At 32.7% G+C, this 13,224-nt stretch carries 9 protein-coding genes and 2 pseudogenes; 4 read left to right on the top strand and 7 right to left on the bottom strand.

The genetic code is table 11. The annotated features are described in order from the left end of the window. Positions 1-541: 541 nt before the first annotated feature. Both DJ93_RS28475 and DJ93_RS28470 read right to left on the bottom strand, forming a co-directional pair. Positions 542-1,228, bottom strand: coding sequence for an ABC transporter ATP-binding protein (locus DJ93_RS28475; RefSeq protein WP_042984913.1), 687 nt, complete (start codon positions 1,226-1,228; stop codon positions 542-544). 11 nt (positions 1,229-1,239) lie between these two features. Further along, entirely contained in the window at positions 1,240-2,667 is a 1,428-nt protein-coding gene (locus DJ93_RS28470) for an ABC transporter permease (RefSeq protein WP_042984912.1), read from the bottom strand. Between the two features lie 193 nt (positions 2,668-2,860). Between DJ93_RS28470 and DJ93_RS32685 the strand changes: the two are divergent. Both DJ93_RS32685 and DJ93_RS28465 read left to right on the top strand, forming a co-directional pair. After that, positions 2,861-2,999 (top strand): annotated as a pseudogene (locus tag DJ93_RS32685) (IS6 family transposase); the annotation flags it as partial. Between the two features lie 58 nt (positions 3,000-3,057). After that, positions 3,058-3,747: an IS6 family transposase gene (locus DJ93_RS28465; protein ID WP_042984911.1), complete on the top strand. Its 690-nt coding sequence runs from the start codon at positions 3,058-3,060 to the stop codon at positions 3,745-3,747. Positions 3,748-3,949: 202 nt separating this feature from the next. On the opposite strand, the gene DJ93_RS34240 is transcribed toward DJ93_RS28465, so the two are convergent. The 5 genes from DJ93_RS34240 to DJ93_RS28445 form a co-directional block, all read right to left on the bottom strand. Beyond that, on the bottom strand, positions 3,950-4,321 hold the full coding sequence (locus DJ93_RS34240) for a hypothetical protein (RefSeq protein ID WP_042984908.1): 372 nt from the start codon (positions 4,319-4,321) through the stop codon (positions 3,950-3,952). Between the two features lie 138 nt (positions 4,322-4,459). Next, the gene (locus DJ93_RS28455; RefSeq protein ID WP_052109763.1) at positions 4,460-4,810 is read right to left on the bottom strand and encodes a hypothetical protein; all 351 of its coding nucleotides are present in this window, start codon (positions 4,808-4,810) and stop codon (positions 4,460-4,462) included. A gap of 507 nt (positions 4,811-5,317) precedes the next feature. Beyond that, positions 5,318-5,587, bottom strand: coding sequence for a DUF5065 family protein (locus tag DJ93_RS34235; RefSeq protein WP_338151492.1), 270 nt, complete (start codon positions 5,585-5,587; stop codon positions 5,318-5,320). Positions 5,588-6,759: 1,172 nt separating this feature from the next. After that, complete coding sequence (locus DJ93_RS32960) at positions 6,760-6,936, bottom strand: hypothetical protein (protein WP_161785278.1); 177 nt, start codon at positions 6,934-6,936, stop codon at positions 6,760-6,762. A 338-nt stretch (positions 6,937-7,274) separates the two neighbouring features. Continuing rightward, positions 7,275-9,482, bottom strand: a complete 2,208-nt coding sequence (locus tag DJ93_RS28445; RefSeq protein WP_042984896.1) for a glycoside hydrolase domain-containing protein — start codon at positions 9,480-9,482, stop codon at positions 7,275-7,277. A gap of 606 nt (positions 9,483-10,088) precedes the next feature. On the opposite strand from DJ93_RS28445, the gene DJ93_RS32680 reads away from it, so the two are divergent. Both DJ93_RS32680 and DJ93_RS28430 read left to right on the top strand, forming a co-directional pair. Then, positions 10,089-11,284, top strand: a protein-coding gene (locus tag DJ93_RS32680; protein WP_117288021.1) for an IS3 family transposase whose coding sequence is annotated in 2 segments (ribosomal slippage) — positions 10,089-10,395 and positions 10,395-11,284 — 1,197 coding nt in all. Because the reading frame shifts where the segments join, the coding sequence is not laid out codon by codon here. A gap of 1,023 nt (positions 11,285-12,307) precedes the next feature. Beyond that, positions 12,308-12,826 (top strand): annotated as a pseudogene (locus DJ93_RS28430) (RNA-guided endonuclease TnpB family protein); the annotation flags it as partial. Positions 12,827-13,224 lie beyond the last annotated feature (398 nt).

Below are 13,224 nucleotides of genomic sequence, written 5' to 3'. Positions count from 1 at the left end.
GTCCAATTATCTCGTCAGAACTATATATTATGGTTATTTTTCGAAGCTTATAAAAATGAAGGTGAAAAAATAGTCAAACAACATAAAAAAGCTTAGATTAATACAATCAATAGCTATTCCCATTGGCTGTATCATTTTTAATTTTGGAGGAAATAAAAGCTAAGAAAAGTAAAAGATAAACTTTAACACCGTCCAAAAAGTCGCAATTTTGTGTACACAGGGTAAAGTAAGTTGAATTGGATATATATAAATGAGATACGCTCATTTTTTTCGGTTTTGGGGTATCTCGTTTCCGTTAGCTTGATGACGATGGGGTATGGCAACCAAAAGCAAAATATAAGGCCATAGCCCTGGTAGAGAAATCAAAAAAACGAAATACAGGGGGCACTGGTCTATAGGAGTGTATAGTGTCAAATAAATTTTTGAAGCATTGGGTATAAAGCATTCTATACATAATGTGGAATACAGTGTCCAATTTTTTGTTAGTATTCTAACATCTACCTAATAAACAAACTCCCCTACTGATAGGGGAGTTTGTTTATTAGGTATTATTAATATCGTTTACTACTAACTTCTTTTTGCTTAAATAAACTGCTCGATCCGATTTTTTTGCAACTTCTTGTGAATGCGTAACAACAATTACACACTTATTCTCTTGATGAGCGAGCTTCTGAAACAACTCAATAATCTCTTTTGCTGTTTCTCCATCAAGATTTCCTGTTGGTTCATCAGCAATAAGTAAATCCACATTACAAGATAGCGCTCGAGCAATTGCTACACGTTGTTGTTGCCCGCCACTTAGTTGCAAGACATTTCGTTTCGCTTCTATTTCTGTGAGTCCTACTTTCTCTAATAACTCTAATGCCCTTGCCTTTTTATTTTGTACCTTAACACCTGTAATTTCCATTGCCGTTAGTACATTCTGAAGAGCAGTCATATAGGTAATTAAATTATAGGATTGGAAAATCACGGATACACATTGATTACGGTATCGATCCAAACCAATTTTTCGAATATCCTTGCCATTATACAGTACATAACCCTGCTTGGGCATATCCAGCCCACAACCTAAGCTAAGAGTTGTAGTTTTACCAGATCCAGATGGCCCTAAAATCGTATAGAAATGCCCTTTTTGAAAAGAAAAGTTAACATTATCTAGTATCGTTACTTTTTTTCCGTTACTTTCATAATAATAATTTAAGCTTTTAAATTGTAAAATCGTCTCCATATCGCGCCTCCTTATTCATCTTTTAGAAGAATTTGTTTTGGATTTAAGCGTAGAATAGATAATGCTGGAAGAATGGTTGCTAGTATAGCAATAGTTAGTCCAATTCCCCCCATTTTCCCTAAATCCTCTCCTGTTACACTTACATCAATTTTATCAATTAGATCCTCTGTTTGGTTTTGTAGAGTACCACCAGGTCCAGACACCATTACACTACCATTTTGTGGATTGTCTTTTTCTTCGCTTGCTGTAGCAATTTCACTCGAAAGTAAATTATCCCCTATGAATTGAGAAACTTTAGCTCCTGTTGTCAGGGATAATCCAAATGCTAAAATAGCAATACATACTACTTCTACTACGAACTGCGCCATCAGTTTCCATGTTTTCTCTCCAATGGACAATAAAATCCCCATTTCCTTACGACGTGATTTAATTGATAACATAATGATTAATCCCAAGATAATAGCACCTGCAATAGATACAATATAGATAATCATTTGAGAAGTAGAAGAGATATTTTCGATAGGACCAATCATTTGTTTGTACAATGAATCATGTGCATCTAACTTAAAATAATTAAAATCAATATCAGATTTTTTTGCTTCTTTTTTAAATGCATCAATGTCTTGTGGATCGTTCAATAAGTACACGACTTGAATGCTACTACTAGTACCTTCATCTGCTTCTAATTTTTTTAAAGTAGAGTGAGGCATATATAGCTTATTAGCTGGATCCATTATAGGAGGAGCATGTTCACCCAGTGCTTGCTCATTCGTTTCGTAAATACCAATAATTTCTAATTCAAGAGTTTTCTTCTTATCCCCTGATTGAATTTTAACCTTATCTCCTACTTTCAATTTGTTTTGTTCCGCTAATCGTTTTTCCATTAAAGTTACATTCTGATCTTTCATCTCTTCTGTAATTGGTTTCCCATCAATGATTTTACTTTTTCCATTTTTAAAACTTTCTTGTAATAAAGTCTTGCGAACTCCTTCTATCATAAAAGAAGAATTCATATCTATTTCTGAACCTGAACCTCCTCGTACACCCGCCATTCCGGCTCTACCTTTTCCTTCTTCTTCTCCTTCTGAAGCTCCTACTAATTTAAGCCCATCCGAAATTCCGAAAGTATTGGTTATATAATTATAGTCTTTTACATACTTGGACTTCGCTAATTGTTCTGCTTCTTTTGTGTTGAGATGTGGCGGCTTAGGCATTTCTCCAGTTTCCCTTGCTTGTTTTCCTAATTTATCAAAATCAAGACCTAAAGTAACATCTGCACCCAGTTTTTTTCTTGCTGAATCAGCAGCTTTTTTTGATGCATTTTGGATTGTGAATCCTGCCAGCACTAAATTTGTAACAATCAGGAAGACGGCTATCAAAATTAATGATGTTCCTATTCTTTTTTTCATACTGAGAATTGCGCGTTTTATAAAATTCATTTTTTCTAACCTCCTTGATAGTTGTTATTCTATATACACTATCTGGAGTTTGTATGGAATTATTCAATCGTTTATCTAGAGATATAAGGAGTTTATATGTAGTTATTCATTTATACATTTCTAGGTTCTGTTGCACAATTTTGTAACATCAAAATAGAGGAAGGAATTACAACTACATGTTACGGGGCTATTTCATACAACCATTATACGTTGGGTTCATCCCAACTCAATGAGCAGATACGGAAACTCATGAAGCAAACAATAATTCCTGGAGAGCAGATGAAACTTATATCAAAATCAAAGAGGAACAAATGTATTTATATGGTTCTATTGCAAAGTTTTTCTAAGGGAAGTTAAAATGTAAGAAACATGAGGCGAGGAGAATACTATATGGGATATTTTAAAGGAAAACAATTTAAGAAGGATATTATTTTAGTAGCCGTTGGCTACTATTGTCGTTTTTCTTTAAGCTATCGCGATATCTCTGAACTTTTGAGAGAGCGTGGCATATCGGTTCATCCAACAACTATTATGCGTTGGGTCCATGAATATGGAAATTTGATCTATCAAATCTGGAAGAAGAAAAACAAAAAGGTACAATCATCGTGGAAATTAGATGAAACTTATATAAAAGTGAAAGGAAAATGGCGTTATTTATATCGTGCGATCGATAAGGGTGGATATACATTGGATATTCAACTTCGAAAAACAAGAGATCATCAGGCGGCATATGCTTTTATGAAAAGATTGGTGAAGGCTTTTGGAGAACCAACAGTTCTCACAACAGACAAAGCCCCAGCGCTACTTTGCGCGTTTAACAAATTAAAAGAACAAGGTTTTTATAGACGTACAACTCATTGTACAGTCAAACATTTGAACAATCTCATTGAACAAGACCATAGACATGTAAAAAGGCGTTTTGCCAAATCTATAGGATTTCAAAGCCTTCGTCATACTTCACGTACCTTGAAAGGTATTGAAACCGTTCATGCTCTATATAAACAAAAACGAAGTTTGCAACAACCAAACTTCGTTTTTTCGACGTATAATGAATTACAACAATTACTAACGATTGCATAAAATCCATCTGCAATCATACCAACTTTTTCTCTGTTAAAAAACTTTGCAACAGAACCCCTTAGTATATCTGATGAAATAGAACTTAAATTCAATCCAAAAGGGGGATCGCCAGCATTTCGGAAACAACCCACGCTAAGCAAAAAATACAATAAGCTGCCCATATGGATAGCTTATTTACATAAAATTCGTTATTGGAAGTTAATTATATTTTTCTACGTACTAAATAAAAAGCTAAGGAACTCATAATAATAGGTGTAACCAAACTAGAAGAATATGCGCTAGTAATAGTAAAAAGAGAGAGTATAAGTATATAGATAACAGATATTCCTATAAATAGAGGAATTCCAAATCGAAACTTTTTACATTGTTTTATGTTCCTGTATAATACTTCTCCAATTAGGCAAGCTACAAGATCTAGTATACTACCAAATATGATGAGAATTATAATGAATCCAACTATGTTAGGCAAATCATTCTGGGAAGAATAACTAGGATCAGAAATATATGGTATTAAGAACCATATAATAATAAAAGTAAGCAGACTTGCAGCATAACTAATTAAAAATCTTTTCATTTGTATCTCCTGTATAATTCATAATGTTATTTCTATTATATGACAATTTTTTTACGCAAGATAGATAAAATATAATATGTATACCGCATTCATGATTGGTTGACATAACGTCTCATTAGCGAAAGTCATTTTAAAATTCTACATGTGGACTTTTTTCTTGTTCTTGCGAATAAACCACCAAATCAAAGCTAGAAGTAGTATGATAAGCGGTATTTTCTGAATAAAGAGAAATCCTTTCCAAAAATCAAGTCTAGTACTGTTTGGCGAAGCTGTTGCCATCGTACCTATAAAAAGTGCCAATGGACTTGCAAGTATATTTATCCCTAAACCGACCATTACGAATGATAGATTTTTATCCCTAATTTTTCGTGACCCGGCCTTAATAAACATAAATATTGCAGTACCGATTATAAGAAACAGTACCCCATAATAAAACAACATACTTAAAATATTTAACATATTATCCCTCCACGACTTTAATTGTACCATCAGCAAGGACAATTTTGTATAAATTTGGATGAATAAACGATCTAATTCTGCTGATTCAAAATGGCTATACCAGCACGTGAAATCAACGAAAATCCCCCTTTAATAGTTTTATAACTAACACCTCCATCATGGTTTAGATTCTTTAATATGTAAATATATTACAATTCAAGAAACATAAAACCATTTATTGCGAATGTTGAGTTAAGATATGTTATATGATAATAACGATAGATGATTATTATCATATACATAAAAAGTCCTACATTAAGTAGGACTAAATAACTTTTGCAATCCCAACAAGCAACCTCATAAACAACGGAATTATTTGAACCACGATATAACCGATTCCAGGGCGAGATATAAGTGAGAATTCTCGTTCCTGGCTACCAACCTTAATGCACAATCCACCGCATAACGCTACAGTGGAAAAGAGCTGCTTTTCCTGAGTTGCCTAATATAATTTTCTAAAACTTCATGTATGCCTCTACTACATTAATTAATACAATATTAATTAACTTGAAATTGCTTACTATATTTGAACTTAGAACCATCACGGAAAACAGATACATATTTTCCAGAAGTGTATACATCTGTGAATTCAGTCGCCCAAACTGGATATAAATGTCCAGGTTCACCAAAACTTAGGTAAATTGTTTTATAGCGATGCATTGAACCATCTGTGTGTACTTTGTATATTTTTAAAATAGCTTTATCATCTGTTTTTACCGTATCTTGAGTATAGTAAAATCTATCACCAGATTCATAAGAATCTTTCACAAGCAAAGTTTGTGTACCTGCATATGGTAACTGTCCAATATCAGTTAATCCCCATAAATCTTTAGATGCCTCTGTATAAGGCTCTTGGTAAGGCAGCAGCTTGTGTAGTTGGTTTAATCATTTATACTGCTGTAAAGCCACCGAATGTTAATGCTCCAATAAGTGCTAATTTACCTAATTTCATTATTATTCCTCCAATTTATTCATATGATAATTTTTAAATTTATATATCCATCTATTTACATTATAATATTTTTTGTATTTTTTCAAATATATGCCTCAAAAAGGTAATATAAGTATTCTCTGTATTCGAAACTAGCGTTGCTGTAACTACACGTAAGGTAAATGTATTAGACCTCCAACACGTATAGATCGTCCTGATTTCAAAACGGGAGTAAAAACATTTAATTTTTAACGAATTTACCGGAAGAATTCTCCTTCCTCAAGCGTGTGAAGGGCGATAGCCCAACGGTAGGTGGGAGATGTATTTCGGTTTGGCATAGCCAAAAACTTTTAATAAACTAGCTATATGAAGTTCTTTGATAACTTGATATAGGAGGTTGCAGGAAGAAAATAGAGTGCGAAAACCAAGCCATTCGGTTCCTGTGTAACATATCAATCATACCAAGAGAGAGTCCAAGCGTTGGACATCTATGGGAGGAACACCCCGAAATAACGCTCAGGGAGTCGAAAAGTTACTTTCGTCGTGGAACTGAGAAGTTTCCGCTTCAAGCTTTGCTAAGTGGCGAGTAGTTCACTAAACATTCTTTCTATCAAACAATAAAGACATTTAAAAATCTAAGCTATCTTTCATAGTATCCCCCTACTAACTCTATTTCCCATTAAAATCTATCATCTATTTTTTAATTCTTCATTATCAAAGTCTGGGAATTTTGTTGCAAAAAATTCTTGAAATAAACATAGAATGTCATTTCCCTTTAAATTACTAGGCTTATGAAGTTAATCCAAACAATTACAGTACAAATAATAACTTATTCTAACCTAATAGTAAAAAAACAATTTTCTTAAACATATAAGACACACTTCTAAATCATAAAAATCATCTCATATATAGCATTACAAAACTATCCCTGTTTATTTTTGCAAAAATAATCAATCACATAAATACAAAAATAAGAGATTACTAAATTAATCTCTTCTTTTGATATGTATTATTCTTTACTAGCAAGATTTTTAATGTTATCCGCAAATACTTTAGCAATCATATTACCTTCTTCATTTGTATAGTGAGGAACTAACAATTTGGGATTTACTGTTCTTAACGTCTCTCTTATTACTAACAATTCAGGAGACATACCGTTCATAACATTTTCTGCATCTTTTTTCATAGTGTTATAATCACTTTTAAACTTATTTTTAAAGAACTGAGTGTATTGAGTCATAACTGGAGCTGAATAAATTGACTGTTAAATATTCATAAAAAAACCAGCCATTTTATGCAAAATACGCATAATATGGCTGGTTTTTTTCAATTTTCTATTTTCCTAGTTTTGTAAAACACATTTTTCTGTACTTTTGACTTCTCAGATACCAATGTAACAAAATATAAATACATTTTTGTTCTTACGTTATACCAACACTATATATTAGCATTGCTTTGTTTATTTTTTATCATAATAAAAACAAGTTTTCCTAGAATGATATAGTGAACCTATTAGAAATATTTTTATTTTAAATCTAATTCTACGAAGCGTTTTAGACTATGATGATATTTTAAATCTAACGGATCATGAAGATTCTTAGGCGCATATTTAATCACTTTTCCTAAATTATCTCCCCCCAAAGCACTTACAGCATCAAATATAATTTGATGATTCAGTATAAGGCCATCATATTTATACTCGTGATCATTTAGAATTTTTTTGGAAATTTTATCACTAAAAACTTTATCAAATATATCGAGAAAACTAACACCTGGCGCATTAAATGTCACTGCGTATGATTCAATCCAAGGTAAATTCCCATCAATTATTTCACTTTGTACATATTGTGCTAAGTACCCACCAAGTGAATGACCTGTAATGTACAAATGACTTATCCGGTTACGATCAGTCTCTATTAATTCCTTAACAAAATTAGCAGCGTCTTCAGCTTGCAAACCTCCAATGTTTCCCACTACTTGTGCCACATCTACTGCCCAGTCCATCGGCTCCTGTGAACCTCTAAATGCAACTGTATAAACATATTTATCTTTGGAAATTTCTTTTCTATACACCTGTACATCAAAATCACTTTTTGGATAACTATATTGTTGGCATAATAACCAGTCTCCTGCAACCGTATATTCGCCAACGACTTCTTTACCATACGAACTTCCCGCCATTTCAAGAAGTTGAAGTGTAAAGGATAACTTACTACTATCCTTTCCTATTTCAGAAACACCATTATCTCGACCTGATTTAATATTATTATCTATTTCAATAACACCACTACCTGATCCAACTTTAATCGTTGAAATTTGATCAAAAGCCCAGTTTTTTGGTAGCGGATATCCTAAATTCCCACTAAATCCTGTGGACATTCCACTAACAAAACTTGTCTTTGCATAACCTTTCTCTGAAACTTGAATACATACGTTTCGAGCCCCATAAACACCTACTTTATAAGATCCACCAAGTTCAAGCATTTTCTCATTTAAAGCCCTGAAATGCGGAAGAATACTATCCGTAATATCTGTCCCATATGCATCAAAATCAACTGCAAAATAAATAGTCGTACCATCTTTGAATCCATATTCTTTCGCTGCATCGTATGCTGCTTTTGCATCTAATCCACCTTGTTCTGCACTAAAACTTGAAGCCTGTCTACCATTAGCTTGGAAAATTGGAAATACAGATAATCCAGCATCAAAAATATTTTTCAATTCACCTGGTTGTATTTTTTTATTTATACCACCTGAAACATTAGTAAGATAACGTCCTACAGTTTGATAACCAGCTGCCTTTAAAGCTTTACCTCTTTCTAAAGTGACTTCCGTTATACAATCACAAGCCGTTCCTTTTCGATCGGGATCCCCCGTACTAACTAATGCTGATAACCAAGTTGACTTATTAGCAACACCATCTTGAGGAAGTAGTGTGAATTCTTGGAATTTCTTAACTGCACCTTCTACGCTCGCATTATATGTTGTTGAAAATGAACCAGAATCATGACCATTAAAATATAAAGCATATTGGAATAATGTAACAAATCTACCCGAACTACCTACTTTTAGAATTGGTAATCCATCCTTTGTCGCGGGACCAATCGAGCCAGTTTGATCACCTGCAGCAATCCCCATTTCTGTTTGTAAACCGTACACTAAAGCTTTATTTGTACCTCGTTGGTAATGACCATCTGTTGGTTGAACACCAGAAGTTTTGTAATATTTATTATTTAAATCTTGTTGAATTTGTCGTACTTTTGCATCCCCACCCGGAGTAAGACGATAAGCATCCATTGTTAAGAAAGCCTTAAAAATATAGTCATACACTTTACCATCAGCTACTGGAAGACCAGCATCTTGTTGTAAACTTACAACCGCATTTTTTGTCTTCTCATCAAAAACATCATCAAATTTCCCCGGATTATATCCTTTACAATACATAGCACCTTTTAAAATTTGAACAATCGCTTTTCCTTTTTCATCAGTAGGAACATTTCCTAAAGACATTTCACCCCACTGCTTATATTTAGAAGCTGTAGTTGGTCCAAATGCATCTGCAAGCGAAGTAATACCCAATTCAACTTGAAGGGCTCTTGTTAAAGCAAAAACAGTTGACCAACCTGTTTTACCATTTAAAGGCGCTGGCTGAAAACCTGCGATTTTTCCATATTTTAAATTTACCCATGTTTGTACTGCAAATACTGCTAAATCTCCTTGTGGCTCTGCCATTATAAATTCTCTCCCTTTTTCTTATTAATAAAGCTTAATTTACTAATGTGATTGAAAATAAATATTCACATTTCAAATAAAAATTTAATTAAATTAGGCTCTTACTCTATTAAGTGAAAGGAAAGGAGAATAAATAAAAAAAGCAAAAAATTTTTAAAAAAAATTTAGGATAAACAAAAATAGCTATAACATCAGATTTGATAGACTATCAAATCTGATGTTATATAAACTCTTATCTAATGATTTTCGTTGACTTTTGGAGTAGAGGCTGGTTCTTCATGTAGGAACAAACCCCTACGTATTACGTATCTATCTATATAGTAAGTGAAATTATCATTCGAAAACACTAGTGGTTCGGTTCGTATAATAGCAAATTCAATTCGATGACCCTAGTTAGTTGCTTTTGGATATTTCGACTTGGTACCACCAAAACTCGAGCCGAAAAAAAGTTTTGCAAAGATGTAACTCTTTCTTTTAGAACTTTTAACCTAAAACAATTCAAAATAAAAAAGAACCCTAAAAATGATATTATCCCCTTTAGGTAGACAGTGTAAAAAGACCATGTACATACATGGATGTTACACTATTACTTGGAGGGGATTTTTCATGGCTAAAAAAGGTTCAACATTCAATGCATATTCAGAAGAATTAAAGTTATCAGCTGTTCAAAGTTATTTAAATGGAGAAGGAAGCTACGATATGATAACGGAAAAATATCAGATTAAGAGCCCTACCCAACTGAAAAATTGGGTAAAAAAATATAAAGAATGCGGTGAAATTAAAGATACACGTGGGAAGAATAATGGAATGAAAGGTATTCCAAATCCTTTAAAAGGGAAACGTGTTCATTTCAACACTGTTGAAGAGGAGCGGGATTACTATAAGGCACAGGTTGAATATTTAAAAAAGCAATATCCAAATCTGTAAATGGAGGCGTACTAAAATATAAAGAGAGATATCGGATCATTGAATCATTAAAAAGGAAATATCCAATTATATGGCTTACTAAATTTGCAGGTATACATCGGTCAAGCTACTATAAGTGGATTCATACGAAATTGGTTAAAAACATGCGACTAGAATCGGATCAACAATTAAAAAAGGTAATAAAATCTATCCACTTAAAGCACAAGGAATATGGCTATCCACGTATGAAAATTGCTTTACAAGAAGAGGGTTATTTTGTGAATCACAAAAAGGTCTATCGCTTAATGAGTGAACTCAACATGCAATCTATTATTCGAAAGAAGCGACGCTTCTTTAAAGGAGAGTATTCCAATACCTTTCCAAATGTTTTAAACCGTAAATTTAAAAACCGCCAACAAAATGAAGCGCTCGTTACCGATATTACCTATCTACGATTCCAAGAGGGGTTCCGTTATCTTTCTGTCGTACAAGATCTTTATAATAACGAAGTTGTTTCTTGGAAAATTTCTAAGCGCAATGATAATGAACTTGTATTAGATACAATTGAAATGTTGGCGCAAAAAAGAGATGTGCGTGGAACTATTCTCCATTCAGATCAAGGGTTCCAGTACACATCTCATGCCTACAACAAACGACTTTTAGATTTAGGTATCATTGGCAGCCACTCTCGCAAAGCAAACTGTCATGATAACGCCTGTATCGAGTCATTTTTCTCCCATTTAAAATCGGAGATGTTGTATTTGCATCATTTTAAAACAGAAACAGATTTAATACAAGCAATTGAGGAATATATTTATTTTTATAACTATAAACGGTTTCAAAAACGACTCAACCATCGAGCTCCGATAGAATATCGACTCTCAATGGCTGCTTAGTCTTTTTTAATACTGTCTACTTGACAGGGATAAGACCAAAAACCAGTTTCTTTTGCTTATTCTCCAAAGTAAACTTTTAAATATTTGTTTACATTAAAAAAATTGATTTCATTAGCCTTATCCGACGTTAGCTATTTTTAGCAAAATCACTAACGAAAGTATACATTCAAAATATGATGAATAAAGAGATTGAAACATCCGTGATCAAAAAAGAAAAAGCTAGCATGAATCTAGCTTTTTTATATATTAGATCTCAATTCTTTAAATGTTTCAATTAATTCCCCCCCGAAAAGGGAGATTAATACAAAATATTCCAAATCAGTACTGGATTAAACTTTAAAATATGCATTTCAAATCTTCTACAATTGTATCGATATGTTTCAAATATTGATAAGTTGTATTTTTGAAATGAAAAATTCTACATTTTTAGCTATGTCACAAAGCTTACTTTTACGGACATAACTTGTATCCCTATAAGATCAAGAATTATCACGTTTATAAATATGATCGAAAACATTTATAAACACTTGTTAAGTGATTACAACCTTTATAAACTTCTTAGCGTACAATTTTCTCGAAATGATATGGAATGTAGTTTCAGTGAAAGTTGATGTAGATCAAAAGAAGCTAACAAAAACATTAAGGAATTAACTACTGCAGCTAATGAGTGTGTTGAACCGTTAGAACGATTAGAAAAGAAATTTGGAAGATTCTTTGTCTTCTCCCATCCTCTTTAAAACTGTCACTTCGGTGATGGATTTCTATTCATTTGAATAAAATGATAATTATGGTTCATGTTGAATGAATAGATTAGGAAAGGTGGCGAAATGTTGAAAGAATTAGCGGTAGCGGGAATATATACCGAAAAACAAATTTCTAATTTATCTTTTTCCGACAGAAGAATCCCTCCTCAAAAATGTGAAGGTGTGAAACACCAATTTTAGGTGGGAGATGAATGTCGGTAGGCGTAAGCCTACGTTTTTTGTATAATGAGGCATCATACAAGAAAGTGAGGTGTAACTCATGTTAGTAAATAAAGCATATAAGTTTCGTATCTATCCAAATAAGCGACAGGAAATATTAATTGCTAAGACCATTGGGTGCAGTCGCTTTGTATTTAATCATTTTCTTGCTCTTTGGAATGACACCTATAAAGAAACTGGCAAAGGATTAACCTATTATTCTTGCTCTGCCGATCTCACTCAATTAAAGAAGCAACAGGATACGCTTTGGTTAAAAGAAGTAGATAGTATTGCTCTTCAATCCACATTAAAAAACCTCTCAGATGCTTTTTCACGTTTTTTCACAAAACAGAATGATATTCCACGATTCAAGTCTAAAAACAATAAAGTTCAACCCTATACAACAAAACAAACTAACGATAATATCGCAGTGATGGACAATAAAATTAAATTTCCTAAACTCGGTCTTGTTACATTTTCAAAGAGTCGTGAGATAAAAGGGCGTATTCTGAATGCTACGATTAGATGTAATCCGAGTGGTAAATATTGTTTAATTTCTTATAATCAAAAACCTATTCAGGCAAGCAATTAAGTAATCTTAAATTGTAGGTAATATTAACAAAAATAAGAGGTACTTCTAGAATGAGTAGTTTTGTTCTTTTGAACGTTTAATTTTATTTAATAGCTTTATAATAAATATTTCTTGTTAATATTAGTATTGTTAGTGTTTCCTTCAGAAACTACCTCTAGTTTTTCTCAAACACCATTTGGTTTTTCTAAGATACTAGACAAAGAATTTACTTTTTTATTACTTTCCAATAGAAGACTTTTTTCTTGAAAATAAGAAGGTGTAAACATCAATTTTAAAATGTACATAAATAGGGATAATTAAGTTTTAGGTAGTTTGTAAAAAGAGATGATATAGGGAAGGGGTTAGGCTAATAATATGTTTATCCTAATGGATAGGTAAACTATATA

The organism is Bacillus clarus (genome assembly GCF_000746925.1).
GTDB classification, from domain to species: Bacteria; Bacillota; Bacilli; order Bacillales; family Bacillaceae_G; genus Bacillus_A; species Bacillus_A clarus.
The sequence above is the reverse complement of the archived record's forward strand: the minus strand, read 5'-3'. Positions and strand labels throughout refer to the sequence as shown.